Here is a 19,222-nt window from a genome sequence, read left to right on the forward strand (position 1 = left end):
AGATTCTGGTGAGGGAACCGAGCATGGAACAGGGCTACGAGCGGCCGGACCACAAGGACGCGCTGTCGATGAGGGGCAAGCCGCTGCCCGACGAGAAGCGGGACGAGGCGGAACTGCTCCAGCTGATCCGCGAGCGGTCGGTCGAGGCGCAAGGTCTCTGGGACGTCAATTTCGACCTGGCCGAGGATGACGTCGATTTCGTCGAGGGGCTGAACCAGTGGCCGGACGGCGCGCCGGAGAACAACGTCCGGCTCACGCTCTCGACCATGCACACGCTCGTCGAGCAGGTGGTGGGCGAGAACCGCCAGAGCCGCCCGGCCATCGCGGTCAAGCCGACGGATCTCGCGGGCTCGGGGGCAAAGCTCAAGGCGACGACGGACAGCGGCCGCGAGGTCGAAATGTCGCAGGCCGAGGCCTACGAGGGCATCGTGCGCGCGATCGAAGCGAACAGCGGCGCCGAGGCCCATTATGATCGTGCTTTCAACCACGCGGTCGACGGCGGGTTCGGCTGGCTCCGGGTCTACACGCGCTATGCCAACGGGAAGGACTTCGACCAGGAGCTGGTGATCGCCAGCGTTCGCAACCGCTGGTCGGTGCTCACCGGCCCGTTCGAGGAACTCGACGGCTCGGACATGCCCTATGCGCTGGTGGCCGAGGACATGCCGCGCCGCGAGTTCGAGCGCCGCTATCCCGACGCCGCGCCGGGCGACCTGTTCGCGGGCCTGCCCGAGGATCAGCGCCTGTTCTGGGCGAAGGACGGCCGCGTGCGCGTGGCGGAATACATGGAGCGCGTCGCGGTCGAGCAGGAACTCCTGCTGCTCACCGATGGCCGGCTGTTCTACCGCGACGAACTCAAGGATCTGCTCGCGCCGGACGGGGCGCTGATCGGCGCGCCGCCGACGCAGGAAGGCCCGGTGCGGGTCGACCGCGCGCGCAAGATCGTCACCTGGAAGGTGCTTTGGCGCAAGGTGACGGGCCACACGATCCTCGAGGGCGGGGTGAAGGGTCTGGAGCTGCCGTTCTGCTCGATCCCCATCGTGCCGGTGCTCGGCCGCGCGCGCGACCGCCGCAACGGCGAGACGATCTATTCGAGCCTGATCCGCTTCGCCAAGGATCCGCAGCGGATGAAAAACTACTGGCATTCGAAGGCGACCGAGCGCATGGGCCGCGCCTCGAACGCGCCGTGGGTCGGGCCGGCCGAGGCGTTCGAGGGCTACGAGCACGAGTGGCAGGAGGCGAACAGCGGCCAGCGCGCGTTCCTGCGCTACAACGGCGCGCAGATCCCGACGCGCGACCACGGCCCGGCGATCCCGACCGCGGAAATCCAGATGGCCGCGATCATGACCGACAACGTCAAGTCGGCCACGGGCATCTACGACAGCAGCATCGGCGCGGCCTCGAACGAGACGAGCGGCCGGGCGATCAACTCGCGGAAGGTTCAGAGCTCGACCACGAACTTCACCTATCCCGACAACCTCGGCCGCGCGATCCGCCGCGTCGGGCTGCTGCTCGTCGACGCGATCCCGCGCATCTACGACACCGAGCGCGTCCTGCGCCTGCTGGGCGAGGACGGCAAGGGCGTGTGGCTCGCGGTCAACCAGCAGATCGCCGGCCCGGATGGCCTCCCCGCGGTCTCGCAGGCGCTCGGCAAGGGCGAATTCGACGTGAGCGTGAAGGCCGGCCCGAACTTCGCGACCCAGCGCGAGGCGGCGGCGGACGGGATGATGCAGATCAGCCAGACCGCGCCGGATCTGCTCCCGGTCATCGGTGACAAGATGGTCGAGAACATGGACTGGCCGCAGGCGTCGCAGATCGCGGCCCGCATGCGCCGGATGATGGACCCGAAGCTTCTCAGCCCGGAAGAGCGCGCCGAGATCGAGCAGGAGGCCAAGGCCGGGCAGCAGCCGGGCCCGGACGGCCAGCCGCAGCCCTCGCCCGAGCAGCAGCAGGCGGCCATGGCCGAGCAGGCGATGCAGATGCGCGCGCGGGTCGAGCAGGCCAAGGCCGAGGCCGAGATGGAGAAGGCCGAGGCGGACAAGCTCGAGGCCCGGGCCAAGGCCGCCGAGGCCATGGCGAAGCTCGCCGCGCTCGGCTTCGCCCCCGGAGCGCCCGCGCCGATGCCCCCGGCGCCGATCGAGCAGCCGCCCGAGATGGGCGCGCCGCAGCCCCCGCGACCCCCGGCCGGGCCGATGATGGCCCCGCCCGCGCAGTGACCACCCCCAGCAAAGAGGAACGCACCATGTCCGATGATGAAGCCAAGATCGAAGCCGAGATTCAGGCGAAGGGCCTCAACGCCCCGCGCCTCAACCCCGCGATGATCGATGCCGCGATCGCGGGCGAGCAGTACCATGTCTTCCCTGGCACGACCTTGACCGTCTGCGCGCTGACCTTGCGCAACGGGTTCATCGTCACGGGCGAGAGCGCGGCCGCGTCGCCGGAGAACTTCGACGAGGAGATCGGCCGGAAGATCGCGCGCGACAACGCCCGGAACAAGATCTGGGCGTTCGAGGGCTACCTGCTCCGCGAGCGTCTCGCGGCCGCCTGAGCCTCTGGCGCGGCCTTCGGGCCGCACCACCACCCCTCACAGGACAGATACCAGCATGAGCAACGAGCAGGAACAGCAGGATGAGACCGCCGGCTTCGTGGTCGAGGACGGGAGCCTTCCCGATCAGCAGCAGCCGGCCGAGGCGCCCGAGGCCGAGAAGCCGGCGGCCGAAGCGGCGGAAGGCGGCGAAGCCGAGGCAAAGGGAGACGACGGCGCCAAGGCCGACGACGAGGAAGGGCGCCTCCCGGAGTGGGTTCGCAAGCGCCTCGCGCGCGAGAAGCGCAAGGTGAGCGACGCGGCCCGCGAGCGCGACGAGTTCGCGGAGAAGTACGAGACCGCGAAGGGGATGATCGAGCAGCTCCGGCGCCAGCGCAACGGCGGGCTCGACCCGAACGATTTCGAGACGGTCGCGGAGTACCAGGCGGCGAAGAAGGCGATGGACGAGGGCGAGCGGAAGCTTTCGGCACGGCCGAACGCGGATCTGGCCGAGGCCATCGCGGATCTGCGCGAGGCGGCGGATTCGGTCGATGGCAAGCTCTGGCAGCGGCTGGCCGAGATCCCGGCCGAGGAGGCGTTCCTGGGCGAACAGATGGTCATGGCCATGGCGGATCTCGACGAGGCCGCGCCGGCCGCCATGCGCGCCTGGCTCGACCTCACGCCGGAGGACCGCGAGGACGTGGCGAACATGCCGCCCCGCGCGCGCCGCCGCGCTCTCCGGGCTCTCGCGGCCGAGGCGCCGAAGCCGAAGAAGGCCGAGCCGGAGCCCGAGGCGAAGGCCGAGCCCGAGCGCGACGCCAGCGGGAAGTTCGTCAAGCGCCAGAGCAGCGCGCCCGCGCCGATCGACCCGGTGCGCGGGACCGGAACCGGCGAGGTGCCGCTCGACAAGGCCAGCTACGCCGATTTCGAGGCCCGCCGGAACGCCGAGGACAAGCGGCGCGGGCTGTCGATGTGGTGAGGGTGGCCGTCAGCCTCAACGCTTGATCGCAGCCGCCTGATCCTGCTATATTCCTGAGCACGAGGGCGCCCGTTTCGCCCTCGGACTTCCACGGGGCCGCGCTCGGTTGCAAGCGCGGCGGGCCACGGCGCCCGAACGGCCGGTAACGCGCGAGCGCGCTTTCCCGATCCCGTGGAACTCCGCAATGCCCAACCTGAACGGCAACAACAACATCCTCCTGACCGATGACGTCATCGCGAAGGAAGCCCTCCGCCTCCTGAAGAACGAACTCGTCGGCCTGCAGCTGGTGAACCGCTCGAAGGAGCGGTACTTCGACAAGAAGCTGGGCGACACGATCAGCGTGGAGAAGCCGTACCGCGCCAAGTCCGCGTCGGGCCGCGTGCTGGTCAAGCAGCCGATGGTTGATCAGACCGTCGCGATGAAGGTCGACCGGCAGCAGCATTTCGGCCTCGAATTCACCGTGAACGACCGCACTCTGGCGATTCAGGAGTTCTCCGAACGCTACCTGAAGTCCGGCATCGTCCAGATCGCGCACACCGTCGACCTCTCGATCTACCAGGAACTCGCCAAGTCGACGTTCTTCACGAACGGCACGCCCGGCAACGGCACGACCTACAACGAGATCATCGACGCGCGCGCCTTCCAGACGCTGACCGGCCACCCCGACGACGGGATGACGAACATCGTCCTGAACACGCTCGACGCCGCCGCGCACCGTAAGGCGCTGACGCAGGTTTCCGCCGACACGCTCGTCACCAAGGCGATCGAGCGGGCCTATCTCGGCCAGGTGGCGAACTACAAGCTGTTCGAGACGGCGCAGATCCCGACGCACACCGTCGGCACCGCCTCGGGCTCGCCCGTGACCAACGGCGCGGGCCAGACCGGCGCCTCGCTGGCGACCGACGGCTGGACGAACTCGATCACCGGCATCCTGAAGGCCGGCGACGTGATCACGATCGATGGCGTCTACTCGATCAACCCGCAGACCTACCAGTCGACCGGGCAGCTGCAGCAGTTCGTCGTGACCGCGGATGTGAACTCCGGCGCCTCCACCGGCCCGGCCACCATCCCGATCTCGCCCGCGATCAACGACGGCACGCTGACCGACGTCGACGCCGAGGGGAACACCGTCAGCCTCGCCGCCTACCAGAACGTGAGCGCGGCGCCGGGCGACGGCGCGACGATCACTGTCGTGGGCACCGGTGGCTCGACCTACCGCCAGAACTTCCTGATCCACAAGGACGCGGTTTCGGTGGCGATCGTCGATCTCGCCCTGCCGCAGTCGGCGCCGGTCAAGCAGCGCGTCCGCGACGAGGAGAGCGGCCTCTCGCTGGCCATGACCGCGCAGTACGACATCACGAACTACCGCGAGGTCTACCGCATCGATGTGCTGTGGGGGGTAAAGAACCTCTATCCCGAGCTCACCCGGCGCATTCTCGGCGCGTCCTCGTAAGGGTTTCCACCCCGGGGCCTCGGCCCTCTCGCGGTCGGCCTCCGGGGCCGGCCGCATCTCATAACCGGAGGCCCGCGTGGCGACGAGCGTCAAGAGCATCATCGACCAGAGCCTCCGGAAGCTCGGCATCGTCGGGATTGGCGAGCAGGCCAGCGCCGACGAGCACGCCGAGGCGCTTTCGGCCCTGCGGATGATGCTCGACACCTGGAGCCTCGAGGCGCTGCTGGTCCCGTTCACCGTCACGGAGCGGTTCGACCTCACCGCCGGGCAGGCGTTCTATTCCATGGGCACGGGAGGCGATTGGGACACGTCGCGCCCGACGCGGGTCGAGCAGATCCGCATGCTCTCCGACGACGACCGGACGCGCTTCATCCCCCAGCTTTCCGCGAATGCGCTGCGCGACCAGCCGACGGTCGAGGAAGGCTGTCCGACGGCGTGGGTGGGCTCGCAGGACAGCCTTTTCTACCTCGTCGAACTCAACGCCTATCCGCTGGAGCCGGCCGTTCTGGTGACAAGCCGGAAGCCGTTCGACGCGGCGGCGCTCGACAACTTCGACCGGGCCTACAGCGAAACCGCGGCGCCGGAGAAGCTCTCCCCGAGCGGCTTCACGATGACCGGCATCCAGACCTCTATCGACTTCCCGCCGGGCTACCTCGCGGCCATCGTCTACAACCTCGCGGTGCATCTTGCGCCCGAGTATGCGGGCCTGGTGCTCGACCCGATCATCGCGGCGCAGGCCGAGCGGGCGAAGGCGCTGATCAAGATCAACAACACCCAGCCGCGCGACCTGGTGCTCGACCCGGTGCTGACCGGCCGGCGCCGGGGCTACGACATCCGGACCGGCCCCTGATGGCGACGCCGGTTCCCCTCGCCGTCAACTTCGCGCGCGGCCGGATCTCGATCGCGAGCGGGGGCTCCCTCGTGAACTTCTTCGCGCAGTCCGCGCCGGTCGGGGCGAAGGCCGACATCGTGCTCGTCGGCGCTCCGGGCGCGAAGGACTTCGCGACGCTGCGATACTCGAACGATGCCGGCGTCGAGACGGTCGAGGGCAAGATCCTCGCCATGGCCTACTCGAACAAGGACGACCGCCTCGTCGTCGTGGGCGAGCATGCCGTCTACATGGTCAGCAGCGCCGGCACGGTGACGCGGCTCGGCTCCTGGGTGATGCAAGAGCCGGTCAGCATTGCGACCAACGGCATCGACTTCATCGCCGTCGATGGCTCGCGCGCCCGGGCGATCTGGATCAGCGCGGCCGGGCTCGATCCGGTCTACCCGACCGCCACGGCCTTCTACGCCGCCGACAGCGTGACCTGTCTCGACGGCTACCTGATCCTGAACCGCTCGGACACCGGGCAGGTGTTCAACTCCGGCATCCGCTCGCGCACATTCAGCGGGCTCGACTTCGGGGAGGCCGAGAAATCGCCCGACGATGCTGTCGGCGTGCTCGCGGCCGGGGATTCCCTGTTCATCTTCGGGGAGACGACGACCGAGATCTGGTACAACGCCGCGAACCCGGTGGGCTCACCCTTCGCGCGGGTGCCCGGGAGCACGATCGAGCAGGGCTGCGCCACGGCCGCCGCCGCCGCGCAGACCGACGGCATCGTCTTCTGGCTCACCGCCGGGGGCACGGTCTGGATGGCGCAGGGGATGAGCCCGTCGCGCGTGAGCGACGATCAGGTCGAGGCCGTTCTGAAGGAGCGGAAGGCCGATTGGGCGAGCGCGCGGGCCTACTGCTACACCGACGAGGGGCATACCTTCTACGTCCTGACCGTCGGCAACCTCACGCTCGCCTATGACCTCGCGACCGGCTTCTGGCACCAGCGCGCGAACTACTCGCGCGGCTGCGCGATCGGCCGCTGTCATGCCGAGGCGTGGGGCAAGCACTTCGTCGGGGCCGATGACGGGCGGATCCTCGAACAGTCGCTGGACCTGTTCGAGGACGCGGGCGAACCGCTGATCGCGCAGGTGGTCTCGATGCCGATCCACGGGCAGCGAGCCTATGTGGCGATCGGCTCGGTGCAGATCGAGATGGACACCGGCCTTTCGCCGCTCGGCGCGGAATACGAGGTGGTGATGGAGGTGAGCGGCGACGGCGGCAAGGCCTGGAGCACGCGCCGCCCGATGAGCATCGGCAAGACGGGCGATTACGTCCGCCGGGTGATCTGGCGCAAGCTCGGGGCGCGGCGCGACTGGCGCTTCCGCTTCACGATCTCCGACCCGTTCCGCCGCGCGATCCTCGCGCAGATGCACCTGGAGATGTGACGATGGCAAAGCCCCGCACGCCCGGACCCGTCGAGGTGATCGCCCGCAAGGACGGCACGCCGAGCCCGACGATGCTCGCCTGGATGCGCCGGCAGGCGGAGGCGGAGGTCGCGACCGCGGATTATCTCGCGGCGCTGGTGGCGGCGCTGATCGACAGCGGCGCGCTGCCGGAAGGGTGGGAGCCATGAACGACCTCGCGACCCTCGCCGCCGATCTCGACGCGGCCGAGGCGGCGCTGCTCGAGATGCCGCAGGTCGAGATCCCGACCACGCACGATTTCCCGCCGGGCCTCTACCTGCGCGAGATCACGATGCCGGCCGGCGCGCTGGTGATCGGCCATGCGCACCGGGGGCCGACGCTCAACATCATGCTCAAGGGCAGGATCGCGGTCGTGGACGGCGACGGCGTGCGCCGCGAGATCGCCGCGCCGTTCCGGTTCGTCTCGCCGCCAGGCCGGAAGATCGCGCTGGTGCTCGAGGAAACCGTCTGGATGAACATCCTGCCGAACCCCGACGACGAGACCGACGTCGAGGTGCTGGAGGACCGCTACACCGACCGCACCGACGCCTGGCTCTCGCAGCGCGAGCGGGCGGAACTGGCGCTTCTGACGGCAGAGGGGGCCGACTGATGGCATTTGTCGCAACCGCGGTCTCGACCATCGGAAACGTCATCGTCGGCAACCGGCAGGCGAAGGCCACCGAGAACGCCGGCAAGGACGCCGCGTCGGCGCAGGTCTACGCCACCGACCGCACGATCGAGGCGCAGGACAAGGCGACCGAGCGGTCGATCGACTACGCGAAGCGGTACAACACCAAGGCGACCAACGCGCTCACGAAGGCGGCCAAGACCGGCGCGCGCTCGCGGCTGAAGGCGTCGCTGGCCTCGGAAGACGCGCTCCTGCGCGGCAACTACAAGGCCGCCGAGGCCACGGTGGGCGCGGCGAAGGATGCCCGCGATTCGATGGTCTTCGGGTCGAAGAAGGCCGAGGGGTCGAAGGTCTACGCGGCCGGCAAGAACCGCGACATGTTCCAGCAGATGCTGGACCAGAGCACGGCCGAGCTCGCGCCGTGGCGCGACGCTGGGGCGAAGGCGATCAAGTCGGTATCGTCCGGGCTCAAGGGCGGCGACTTCTCGATGGACGGCTGGAACTTCAAGGCCGATCCCTCCTACGAGTTCCGCAAGGAGCAGGGCGCGCAGGCGCTGGAACGCTCGGCGGCGGCGCGCGGGTCGAGCCTCAGCGGCCAGCAGCTGGCCGCGCTCACCGATTTCAACTCCGGCCTCGCGAGCACGGAATACGCGGCGGCCTACCAGCGCGAGCAGAGCGACCGGCAGAACCAGTTCAACAACCTGATGACGGTGGCGGATCGGGGCCAGCAGGCGGCGGGGGACACGAACGCCATCCGCGCGGGCTACGGCGACCGGATCGCGGGCGAGACGACGGCCATCGGGGACGCGCACGCGGCCGGGCGAATGGAGCGCGCCGGCTACAACGCGACCACGGCGGCGCAGATCGGGCAGGCGCGGGCGACGCAGGCGACGACGCGCGGCAACCTGCTCTCGACGGCGGCGACCTATCGCGGGGACGTGAAGGCGCAGCGGGCCGGCGACGTGGGCGCCGCGCGGGCGCAGGGCGCGCTCAACGTCGCGAACGCGGCGAACGGGGCCATCCAGAACGGCGCCAGCGTGATCGCGAATGCCTATGGCCGGCAGGGCGACGCGCAGGCCAATGCGGCGCTGCTCACCGGCAAGGCGACGGCCGACGCCTGGGGCAACATCGGCGGCACGATCGATGGGGCCGCCGGGAACTGGGCCGCGTGGTCGGCCCGGCCGGAATCGCAGGGCGGCGGGGCGGGTAGCCCGTACTCGACGGGCAACATCGGTAACACGATCTCGAACTGGTGGAACGGAGCCGGCTGAAATGTTCAACCTCGCACAGGTCTACGAGGGCATCGACAACGCCGAGACCGCCCGGCTCCGGCAGCAGATCTACGGCAACCAGCTGCAGCAGGCGCAGATCGACGCCGCGAACGCCGCGCAGGAGCGGGAGTGGAAGCAGCAGGACCGGGCTCTGGCGCAGCAGGACCGCTCCCGCGCGCTGGCGGACGAGCAGCGGTTGCGCGGGGCCCGGGCCGGTGCGTGGTCGGGCGACGCGGGATCGCTGGCGACGCTGGCGACGATGGACCCGAAGGAAGCGGCGGCGCTGGCCGAGTTCCGCGACGCGCGCATGAAGGCGGGCCGCGACGCCGAGGTCGAGCAGATGCGCCAGCAGACGGAGATGGTCGGCAAGGCCATGGCGTGGGTCAAGGCGGCTGGCGATCAGGGCGAGGCGGCGGCGCGCTATGCGATGGCGCGCGAGAACCTGGACGGCGGCGACAAGCTGCCGGAGCAGTTCGACCCGCGCACCGTCGACTTCATGCTCGCCCGCGCGATGGACACCGACAGCATCCTGTCGCAGGGCCGCTCAGATCAGGCGCAGGCGGCGATGCGCGAGGCCTTCGCGCCGCAGCAGGTCGACCCGCGCGGCGCGCAGGGTGCCATCCAGCCGAGCGCGAACCCGAAGGGGCTCGACCCGCGCATCATCGGCGCGGTGGACAGCCAGAGCCCGCTCGGGGCGGGGCTCGCCGGCAGCGAGAGCGGCGGAAGCTTCTCGGCGCGGAACAACGTCCCGGGCTCGGGCGGCGTCGGGCACTTCGGCCGGGGGCAGTTCAGCATCGGGCGCCTCGAGGACGCCAAGCGCGCGGGCGTGATCCCGGCGGACATGACGCCGGAGCAGTTCACGGCCTCGCCCGACGCCCAGCAGCGCGTCGAGCAGTGGCACGTCGACGACATCAAGCGCGGCATCCGCGACCGGGGCTTCGACCGCTTCATCGGGCAGGAGATCGGCGGCGTGCCGGTGACGGAACAGGGCCTGATCAACGTCGCGCACCTCGGCGGCCAGGGCGGCCTCGCGCAGTTCCTCCAGTCGGGCGGGCAGTACGATCCGGCCGACGCGAACGGGACGCGGCTCTCCGACTACCTCGCCATGGGCGCGCGGGACGCGCAGGCCGGCGCGGGCGATCCGATGAGTAACCCGCGCGTCGCGCAGCTGATGGCGATGGCGGCGGACCCGAACCTGACCGAGGCGCAGAAGTCCATGCTCGGGGAACTGCTCAAGACGTTCACGCCGGCCGAGGCGCCGAAGCCGACCGCGGACATGCAGAACTACCAGGCTGGCCTGTCCGACCCGGGCTTCATGGGCTACCTGAACCAGAAGAACCAGCCGACGAACATCAACGTGAACACGGGCGAGGACCCGAGCGGGACCGGGGCCTTCTACAAGAAGCTCGACGAGGGCGCCGGGACGAACATCGCCGCGATCATGGAGAGCGCCCCCGCGGTCATGCGGACCGGGCGACAGATCGACATTCTGGAGCAGACGCTGGCGAACGTTCCGACCGGCGGCGGCGCGGCGCTCAAGCAGATGGCGGGCGAGTGGGGCATCCCGACCGATGGGCTCTCCGACATCCAGGCCGCGCAGGCGCTGATCAACCAGATGGTGCCGGGCCAGCGCGCGCCGGGCTCCGGCACCATGTCCGACGCCGATCTGGCGCTGTTCAAGGCGAGCATCCCGCGCATCATCAACCAGCCCGGCGGGAACCAGCAGATCATCGCGACCATGCGGAAGATCAACCAGTATGATGCCCGGATGGTGGCGATCGCGAACGCCGTCGCCAACCGCGAGATGACGCCCTCCGAGGGCCGCGCGGCGATGATGCAGGTCGAGAACCCGCTGGCGCCGACCGGGCCGGCGCAGGGCGCGCCAGACGCGGGCGGAGGGGCCGCGCCGCTCGACCCCGGCGCCTACCGCTACAACCCGGAAACCGGCTCGCTGGACCGCATGTAATGGGCGACATCACCGTTTCCCTGCCGAACGGGGCCACGATCACCTTCCCGGCCGGCACCAGCGCCGAGACGATCCGGCAGGTTGCCGATCAGGCGCTCGGCCGATCCTCGGCGCCGGGTGGTGAGCGGATGCGCGCGGCCGGCCTGCGCTCGCCCAGCCCGAGCGACGCGAACGCGCAGGCGCTGGCGGGCATCCAGAGCAGCGCGGACCAGAACCTGATCGGCCAGGAGCCGGTCATGGCACGGGCGGCGAAGTTCGTGCAGGGCTTCCCCTTCGTCGGGGAGTATCTGGACGAGGCCGTGGGCGCGATCGGCGGCGAGGACCGGAAGCAGCACGTCCGCGACGTGCAGGCGGCGATGGACCGCGAGCACCCGGTACAGAGCGCGGGGCTGCGGCTGGGGGGCGGTCTCGTGGGCGCGGCGGCGGCCATCCCGGCGGCCCTCCCCGCCGCTGGCGGCGTCGCAACGGCGCTCGGCGGCGGCACGGGCGCGCTCATGGCGGCGGGCGGCATCGCGGGCGCGGTCGGCGGCGCGGTCGAGGGCGCGGTCTCCGGCTATGGCGCGGGCGAGGGCGACACGCGCGGCGAGACGGCGATGCGCGGCGGGGCCGTGGGTGGCGCGCTCGGCGGGGCTCTCGGCGCGGCCGGCCCGCTGCTCGCCAAGGGCGGCGCGGCGCTGATCGAGCGGCTCAAGGGGACCGACGTCAAGGGAATCGCGGAGATCCTCGGCATCTCCGACGACGCGGCGAAGGCGGTCAAGGCGGGCCTCGCATCGGAGAACCCGCAGGCGGCCATCCGGCGGCTCGCGCGCGGCGGCGAAGATGCGATGCTCGTCGAGGCCGGACCGGCGACGCAGGCCATGGGGAAGGCCGTCGCGGCGTCCGGGGGCGACGCCACGCGGATCATGCAGACCGCCATCGACCGGCGCATGGCGCAGGGCGCCTCGGATGTGCGCTCGGCGCTCGACCAGGCGTTTCCGGCCACGACACTCCCGCGCCCGAAGGCTGACCTGCAGGCGCTCTATGACACGGCGTACCGGACGCCGATCGACTACACGACCGGCGCCGGCCAGAAGATCGAGGCGCTGATGAGCCGCGTCCCGGGCAGCTACCTCAGGAAGGCGTGGGGCCTGATCGAGATGGACCCGGACATTCCCGACGACATCAAGAAGCAGATCCTGGCGAAGATCTCGCGCGTGCCGGTGGATGACGCCGCGCCCGTGGCGGCGCGCGCCGGCGGCAACCCGGGCAACCTGCCGGCCGTGGTCGGGAACCGCGGGAACCTGCCCGGCCCCTATGGCGGAACGCCGGACAACCTGCCCGGCGCATGGGGTGGCCCGGCCTTCCGGGAGGAAACGACGCTCTCCGAACTGCCGAGCACCATCGAACTCGACTACATCACCCGGGCGCTCAACGACGTGGCGAAGAAGGGAGACGGCAAGGGCGCGCTCGGCGGGAACACGAACGAGGGCCGCATCTTCGGCAAGCTCGCGGGCAGGATCCGCGCGGCGGTGCGCGAGGCGAACCCGGAATATGCGAAGGCGCTCGACGCGGCCGGGACCGAGATCGGCATCAAGGAGGCCGGCGACTTCGGCGCGATGGTGCTGCGGCCAAGCACGCGCTGGCAGGACGTCGAGGAAGCCCTCCATGGCGCGCCGAGGATCGAGCGCGAGACCATGAAGCAGTCGGTCCGCCAGAGCATCGACGACGCGCTCGGCAACGTCCGCCGAATCATGAGCCAGCCCGGCACCGAGAACGGCGAGGCGATCAAGGCGGTGAAGGATCTCTCGTCGCGCGCGGCCCGGGAGAAGCTGGCGCTCATCCTCGGCAAGACCGAGGCCGATCACCTCGCGGCCCGGCTCGACGCGGCATCGACGGCGTTCGAGCTCGGCGCGAACCTCTCGCGGAACAGCGATACCGCGGTGCGGCAGTCGGTGCAGGAATCGATCAAGGACAGCACGGCGCCCGGCGCGGTCGGGACGCTGCTGCAGGGGCGGCCGCTGGAGGCGGTGAAGCGGCTGGCGCAGCTGATGACCGGGCAGACCCCGGAGGCGCAGGCGGCGCGCCAGAGCGCGGTTTTCCGCGACCTCGCGCGCGCCTTGACGCAGGTCAAGGGCCAGCGCGCGCGGATCGCGATCGACGGCATCGACAAGCTGCTGCAGGGCCAGCCGGTCAAGAGCGCCGAGGCGGCGAAGATCGCGGGGGCGGTGGTGGAGGCGCTCGGGACCGGCGCCTGGGTCACGGGCCGGAACGAGCTCGCCGTCACCGATTGAGGCGGGCGCGCTCGTCCCAGAGGTTGACGCGGTGCTTGCGCTCGATCCGGTCGAGCATCTCGCGCATGTCCTTCACCCGGCTGTCCGCGAGCATGGCGAGGCTGAAACAGCCGACGATGACCGCGACGGTGCCGAGGGCCATCCCGACATAGCCGTAATCCGCGAGGAGGCCTTTCAGCCCGCGCGCGAGCACGAGCATGAAGCCGATGTTTCCGACGATGACGAGGGGGATGGCTGCGCGCATGCCGGACATTATGCGGCCGGACCCGCCCGCCTTGCAAGCTTGCCGCGCGGGCTGCGAACGGGTATAAATTCGGCAACGGCCCGCCAAAGCCGGTGAAAGCGCGATGCGCGCCTCCCGAGTGGAGCACCGCCCCCGGCCGTGGCTGATCTCAATCTTCCCCGCCTGAGCTCCCCGCGATTCGTCGCGCTCAACCCGGCGACCGGCCGCCCGGTCAGCTTCGGGACCGTCACGTTCTACGCCGCGCAGACCACCACGCTCCGCACCGTCTACGCGGACCAGGCCGGGACCGTCGTCGGGCCGAACCCGGCCACACTCGACGCGGCCGGCTCCTGCGAGGTGTTCCTGTCCGGCCCCTACCGGATGGTCGTGAAGGACCAGAACGGCGCCATCGTCTACGACGCGGACCGGATCAACTCGACGACGCGCGAGACGCTGGCCGACAACCCGGGCGCGCTGCTCGCGGCGAACAACCTCACCGACCTGCTCGACCCCTCCGTCGCGCGCGCGGCGCTCGGGATCACGAAGCAGGCCTCGGCCACCGACGAGACGCCGGGCGCTCTGATGGCGGTCGGCGCCTTCGGCCTCGGCTCGACCGTGCCGGAGAAGGGCACCGCGGGGGCGCTCGACGACGTGAACATCCCGACCGGCTGGCAGCTGGTCTCGGCCGCGAACGCCGCGACGGTGGGGGTTCCGCCGGGCGCCGGGCGCGGGATCTGCCAGACCGTGCGCGGCTTCTCCTTCATCCATCAGACCTACTACCCGCTCGAAACGACCAACTCGTCGCCGTGGCGGCGGACGCTGCAGGGCGGCCAGTGGTCGGCGTGGGAGCGGGACTACGAGACCGGCTCGAACAGCTCGTACCAGAGCTACACGCGCACGCCCGGCTCGCTGAACTGCTGGCACCGCAATGCCGTGTTCGAGTTCAACTCGGCGGGCTCCCTGGTGTTCACCTGGAACATGATGAAGGGCTTCTCCGAGCGGCCGCAGGTGACGGTTTCGCTCGACGCGAACACCGGGTCGACCCTGATCGGTGTCGAGACGACGGCGCTCGGCATCATCCGCTCGCGCTGGGTCGATCCCGATACGGTGGAGGTCTACATCAGCCGCGTGCTCGGCGCGCCCAATTTCGTGGCGGGGAACCAGGTCACGGCGGCCATGCTCCACGCGGTCGGGAGGCCGGCGCTGTGAGCGGCCCCGGCGAGGTCACGATCCGCATCGACGCCCTGCCGGACGCGGGCGACGTGGCGCGCTACGGCGACGGCAAGGGCCGGATCATCGATCTGGAATGGACCTACGGCGGCGAGGCCTTCTCGCTCGGCGCGACGGTTCCGGGCGAATACCTCGTGCTGGTCCCGCTCGTCGACGCCGGGCAGGTGCTGCCGATCTCGGTCCGCGCGGTGAGCGACCTAGGCCCCGGCCCGTGGTCCGCGCCGGTCATGGTCCCGGTCGCGGGCGACCCGTCCATCTACTTCGTCTTCGCCGCCGGCGCCCAGGTCTACGACGGGGCGGATCAGGTCGCGATCGTTCTTTCCGTGGGGGCCTGATGAGCGAGATCGTCCAGCTTTCCGAACTCGGCGCGGTGATCCGCGCGGCTCTGGTCAAGCTCACCGGGTCGGATCGGCTCCCGATCGAGGCCATAGACGCGCTGGCGGATCAGCTGCTCGAGAAGGCCACGCTGGCCGACGTGAACGCGGCGAAGTCGGTCGCGAACGACGCGAAGGTGACGGCGCAGGACGCGCTCGACGCGGCCAACGGGATGACCGTGAGCGGCGAGGCGGTGCGGACCGCGCTCGACGATGGCGAAGGGCTCCCGGTCGATCTGGTGAAGGCCGCCGAGGGCTACGCGATCCTGCAGGTGAACACCGGGGGCATGGGCCTCGGGTCGGAATTCCATTTCTCCCTCGTCTCGGACGACGGCCGCACCGTGCTCGCCTCGGCCGTGGTCGATACGCCGAACCCGGCCCTCCCCGCGCAGATGGTCTCGGGGACGAACTTCTCGGCGCCGATGCAGTTCGAGGAAGGCCAGCGGATCGACGTGAACATCTTCGCGGCCCCGGCCTCGTCGCAGCCGGTCACGGCCTACCGGATCATGGTCGACGGCGCGGGGCTCGTCGTCGAGATCCCGGCGAGCCAGCCGATGCCCTATTCGCTGTCCTTCACCCCCGCGCTCTACCCCGAGATCTGGCAATGGGCGGTCGCGTCGTGGAACGCCTATGTCCGCGTCGCCGCGGTTTCGAGCGCGGGCGTCGGCGCGGCCAGCGCGGCCTCGACGGTGGCGGTCGATCAGGATGACAGCTATTTCGTCCCGGGCGACGACTGGACGCTGGCCGAGGAGCGCGACGGCACGATCTCGGGCTCGGTCGTCGGCCTGCCGCGCGCCACGCTCGACGTGTCCCGGGTCATCCCGGCGGACATGGAGGCCTTCGTCTATCTCGGGCCGCTGACCTATGCGCCCGCGAACCTCTCCGCGATTCAGGCAGCGGCGGTGGCGATCGCGCCCGGCGGCAACATCCTCGGCGCCACCGGGGCGGCTGTCGGGGAGACGCAGTTCGCCATCCTGCTCTATCGCGAGGCCGGTGGCTCGATCTGGCATCAGGCGAGCGAGCAGAAGTCGTTCACGGTGCAAGGCCTGATCCCCTCGGGCGCCCCGGCGGTCGTCACTGCCCCCGCCATCACCAGCGCCGCGCTCGGCAAGATCGGGACGGCGCACGCCGTCAGCAACGGCACCTGGACGAACAGCCCGACCGGCTACACCTATGAGTGGCTCCGGGATCGCGTCGTGATCCCCGGCGCGACGGCGAGCAGCTATACCCCGGTCCCGGACGACGACCTGACCAAGCTCGCCTGCCGGGTCAAGGCGACCAACGCCACCGGGACGACCTCCTATGTGACGGCCGACGTGTCGATCACCTACGCCGCTCCGACGCTCGGCGGGTCGATCTCGGACCAGACGCTTTCGCAGGAGAGCGGATCCTACGAGAGCGTCGACATTTCGGGCGTGTTCTCGGGCTCGGGTTACACCGTCTCCGTCGCCGGGCCGAAGGATTCCGGGGGCGCGGATCTCGTCACCTACAACGCCGACGAGCAGACCCTGAGCATCAACGTCTCCGAGGCGCTGGCCTCCACCGCCGTCACCGTCACCGCGACCAATTCGGGGGGCTCCGTGTCCGACAGCTTCAACCTCGCGGTGACGGCGGTCGGAACCGCCGCCGTTCCCTCCGTGCGCGCGGTCGGCGGCTCGAATACCGCCGGGTCGGCCGACTTCACCGACTACGCTACCGATTCCATGATCCTCGCCGCGGTGCGCTTCAACAGCGCGGGCGGCTTCTCGGTGCCGGATCTCTCGGGCTCCTTCTCCGGGCAATACCTCTGGAACGTGCTGATCAACGCGACGAGCTCGGGCCAGTCGCAGGCCATCGCGTGGCGGCGCTGCGCCAGCGATGGCGCCGACGGCGCGCTCGGGGATTGGGGCGACGGGCGCCCGACCTACATCTCGATCGATGGCGTCGACTGGTCGGACCCGATCGGCGCGAACACGCTCGAGGGCACGCCGTCGGCGCTTACCTGGCAGTCTGGCGGGCTCAACCTCGACCACCCGGGGCTCACGCTCGAGGGCGCGAACTCCATCGTGCTCGACATCGCCTTTCACGCGACCGCGCAGACCGCGCAGGCGCCCGGGCTGCGGCCCGACGCGACGCTGGTCGTGCAGTCGACCAACGGCATCCGCAAGACCATCTCGCGCTCGACGGCGGCCCCGGCGACGGCGTGGGCGGCGGCCGACGACGTGCCGCACACCGTCACCACGGCGGGCTCCGGCGTGCAGTTCGTGGCGGCGGTCGAGATCAAGGGCAGCGAGGACGCCTCCGGGCTGACCTGGCCCGCCGACGTGCCGGATGCGAAGTGGGCGGTCTCGGAAGTCACCGATCCCGCCGTCGCGACCGCGCAGGGCTTCGGCGGCGAGAGCGGCCACCTCAAGATGACGACGACGGCCGACATCACCGTGACCGCGACGACGGCCTCGGGCGATTTCACGCTGCGCCGCGAGATCATGAGCGGGGAAGAACCGGCGCCGAGCGCGGATGGCGTGGCCGTCACCGCGAGCCTGACCTACTACACCACCGGCAAGCGCCCGGTCGGGGGCAAGGCCTATCCGCGTCTCTGGTGGGTGCATGACAGCAGCGGCCAGATGCGCCTCGCGGGGTCAAAGACGCCGTTCGACATCGTCGGGCTGAGCACGCCGGCGGCGACGTCGTTTCCGGTGCCGTTCGCGACGGGGACGGGGACGAACCAGGCGCGGAACTCGTTCTACCGGGATACCTCCGGGTTTGCCTCGACGCGCACCGCCTACGATTCTTCGACGGGGATCGGGACGCGAGGCTCCATCGGCCCCGTGGCGGGCTACGCCGCGCTGGCGGGGGATGCGAACCTCCGTGCGCTCGCGCTCAAGTGGCTGCGCTCCTGCCTCGTCGGGTCGGCCTGCCCGCCGGCGGTCGCATCCTATGGCGCCCAGCACGAGATCGCGTTCACGGCCGCCGCGGTGTTCGCGCGCTACGATCCGAACCAGTGGGGCGACCTGACCAGCGCCGAGAAGAACAAGGTTACGCTGCTCGTCAAGGCGCAGATGATCGCCGGCGCCGTGGTCGCGCGGGACGACGACAGCGCCACCTGGGGCGACATGCTCGGCTATGCGAATCCGACCAACTTCACCAGCCGGGCGAACTTCCGATGCCCGCCGCGCTGGCTCGTCACCATCGGCGCCTGCTTCTTCGGCGGCGGAAAGGCCGGCGACGACGTGCTGAAATCGGTCAACACGACCGCCAAGGTGCAGGCCTTCTACGACGAACTGAACAACGCCGGCCTGACGAACGCGGCCAAGAGCTTTGCCCCGACGCGGCCGAACAACGGCAAGGCGGCCCCGACCTACGCGCAGATCGCGAACCGCTGCGCGAAGTGGGACAGCGGCGGCCTGGCGCTCACCGATCTGGTCGGCATCACCTGCCGCGAGCTCGATTACTGCTTCGGGCAGAAGTGTCAGAACCCGGTCCAGCCGAACAAGGGCGATTTCAACGGCCGGGGAAAGATCAAGGGCACGGCGACGGGCGCGCTCAACGCCCTGACGGCCGGAGACGGCCAGACCGGCATGCACGACGACATGGACGGGGTCGACGCCGAGGGGCCGCGCTCGTCGATGGAATACGCCGCCTCGCCGTGGCGCGCGGGCATCTACGCGCTGCTCGCCGGGCTCGTCTCCGGGGCCATGTCGCGCACCGACCCCAAGGTCATCGAATCCGCCGCCCGCCTGAAGGTGGCGAACGCCTTCACCCGCGAGATCACCCGCGACAAGGTCGGATGGCTCGATTTCGCGCACGACACGCGCAACGGCGGCGACGGCTCGAATTCGAAGAACTGGACGTGGACCGAGCGCGTGCTGGGCTCGAGCTACCTCTACGGCCTGCTCCCCTGGTTTTCGATGGCCGATTGCGCGGTTGCCATAGTCGAAGGGAAATCGACCGTGACGGAGGTCCCGGCGAGCTACTTCACCAGCTAAGGCGCTTGACCAACCCCATGTCGCCACGGGACAATTCTACCCCTGAATGATTGGGGTGGAAT

General features: G+C 70.2%; 15 protein-coding genes. 14 read left to right on the top strand and 1 reads right to left on the bottom strand.

Features of this window, described 5'->3' with window-relative positions; all coding sequences use genetic code 11:
* The first annotated feature begins 8 nt into the window (after positions 1 to 8).
* The 11 genes from FJM51_RS03335 (at position 9) to FJM51_RS23680 (ending at position 13,368) form a co-directional block, all read left to right on the top strand.
* Positions 9 to 2,213 carry a portal protein gene (locus FJM51_RS03335; RefSeq protein WP_140452692.1) on the top strand — a complete coding sequence of 735 codons (2,205 nt, stop codon included), beginning with the start codon at positions 9 to 11 and terminating at the stop codon, positions 2,211 to 2,213.
* The gene (locus tag FJM51_RS03340; RefSeq protein ID WP_233712958.1) at positions 2,210 to 2,545 is read left to right on the top strand and encodes a Gp49 family protein; all 336 of its coding nucleotides are present in this window, start codon (positions 2,210 to 2,212) and stop codon (positions 2,543 to 2,545) included. The genes FJM51_RS03335 and FJM51_RS03340 overlap by 4 nt, the downstream gene beginning before the upstream one ends.
* 55 nt (positions 2,546 to 2,600) lie before the next feature.
* Positions 2,601 to 3,500: a hypothetical protein gene (locus tag FJM51_RS03345; protein WP_140452693.1), complete on the top strand. Its 900-nt coding sequence runs from the start codon at positions 2,601 to 2,603 to the stop codon at positions 3,498 to 3,500.
* 184 nt (positions 3,501 to 3,684) lie between these two features.
* Positions 3,685 to 4,953 carry a P22 phage major capsid protein family protein gene (locus FJM51_RS03350; RefSeq protein WP_140452694.1) on the top strand — a complete coding sequence of 423 codons (1,269 nt, stop codon included), beginning with the start codon at positions 3,685 to 3,687 and terminating at the stop codon, positions 4,951 to 4,953.
* 76 nt (positions 4,954 to 5,029) lie between these two features.
* A complete protein-coding gene (locus tag FJM51_RS03355; RefSeq protein ID WP_140452695.1) occupies positions 5,030 to 5,803 on the top strand; it encodes a hypothetical protein in 774 nt (257 codons plus the stop codon).
* Entirely contained in the window at positions 5,803 to 7,215 is a 1,413-nt protein-coding gene (locus FJM51_RS03360; RefSeq protein WP_140452696.1) for a packaged DNA stabilization protein, read from the top strand. Before FJM51_RS03355 ends, FJM51_RS03360 begins: the two co-directional genes overlap by 1 nt.
* Positions 7,216 to 7,217: 2 nt before the next feature.
* On the top strand, positions 7,218 to 7,403 hold the full coding sequence (locus FJM51_RS03365) for a hypothetical protein (RefSeq protein ID WP_140452697.1): 186 nt from the start codon (positions 7,218 to 7,220) through the stop codon (positions 7,401 to 7,403).
* Positions 7,400 to 7,843: a hypothetical protein gene (locus FJM51_RS03370; protein ID WP_140452698.1), complete on the top strand. Its 444-nt coding sequence runs from the start codon at positions 7,400 to 7,402 to the stop codon at positions 7,841 to 7,843. The genes FJM51_RS03365 and FJM51_RS03370 overlap by 4 nt, the downstream gene beginning before the upstream one ends.
* Positions 7,843 to 9,132, top strand: a complete 1,290-nt coding sequence (locus FJM51_RS03375; protein WP_140452699.1) for a hypothetical protein — start codon at positions 7,843 to 7,845, stop codon at positions 9,130 to 9,132. The genes FJM51_RS03370 and FJM51_RS03375 overlap by 1 nt, the downstream gene beginning before the upstream one ends.
* Before the next feature lies 1 nt (position 9,133).
* A complete protein-coding gene (locus tag FJM51_RS03380) occupies positions 9,134 to 11,098 on the top strand; it encodes a hypothetical protein (protein ID WP_140452700.1) in 1,965 nt (654 codons plus the stop codon).
* Positions 11,098 to 13,368 carry a hypothetical protein gene (locus FJM51_RS23680; RefSeq protein ID WP_181164430.1) on the top strand — a complete coding sequence of 757 codons (2,271 nt, stop codon included), beginning with the start codon at positions 11,098 to 11,100 and terminating at the stop codon, positions 13,366 to 13,368. Before FJM51_RS03380 ends, FJM51_RS23680 begins: the two co-directional genes overlap by 1 nt.
* On the opposite strand, the gene FJM51_RS03390 is transcribed toward FJM51_RS23680, so the two are convergent.
* Positions 13,358 to 13,612 (bottom strand): hypothetical protein, encoded by a 255-nt coding sequence (locus FJM51_RS03390; protein WP_140452701.1) that lies wholly within the window; start codon positions 13,610 to 13,612, stop codon positions 13,358 to 13,360. The genes FJM51_RS23680 and FJM51_RS03390 overlap by 11 nt on opposite strands.
* A 138-nt stretch (positions 13,613 to 13,750) precedes the next feature.
* Here FJM51_RS03390 and FJM51_RS03395 point away from each other — a divergent pair, with 138 nt between their 5' ends.
* The 3 genes from FJM51_RS03395 to FJM51_RS03405 are packed head-to-tail and all read left to right on the top strand — an operon-like array spanning position 13,751 to position 19,160.
* The gene (locus tag FJM51_RS03395; protein ID WP_140452702.1) at positions 13,751 to 14,800 is read left to right on the top strand and encodes a hypothetical protein; all 1,050 of its coding nucleotides are present in this window, start codon (positions 13,751 to 13,753) and stop codon (positions 14,798 to 14,800) included.
* Positions 14,797 to 15,156 carry a glycoside hydrolase family 43 protein gene (locus FJM51_RS03400; protein WP_140452703.1) on the top strand — a complete coding sequence of 120 codons (360 nt, stop codon included), beginning with the start codon at positions 14,797 to 14,799 and terminating at the stop codon, positions 15,154 to 15,156. The genes FJM51_RS03395 and FJM51_RS03400 overlap by 4 nt, the downstream gene beginning before the upstream one ends.
* The gene (locus FJM51_RS03405; RefSeq protein WP_140452704.1) at positions 15,156 to 19,160 is read left to right on the top strand and encodes a hypothetical protein; all 4,005 of its coding nucleotides are present in this window, start codon (positions 15,156 to 15,158) and stop codon (positions 19,158 to 19,160) included. Before FJM51_RS03400 ends, FJM51_RS03405 begins: the two co-directional genes overlap by 1 nt.
* Positions 19,161 to 19,222 lie beyond the last annotated feature (62 nt).

Origin of the sequence: Amaricoccus solimangrovi (assembly GCF_006385685.1) — a bacterium.
Taxonomy (GTDB): Bacteria; Pseudomonadota; Alphaproteobacteria; order Rhodobacterales; family Rhodobacteraceae; genus Amaricoccus; species Amaricoccus solimangrovi.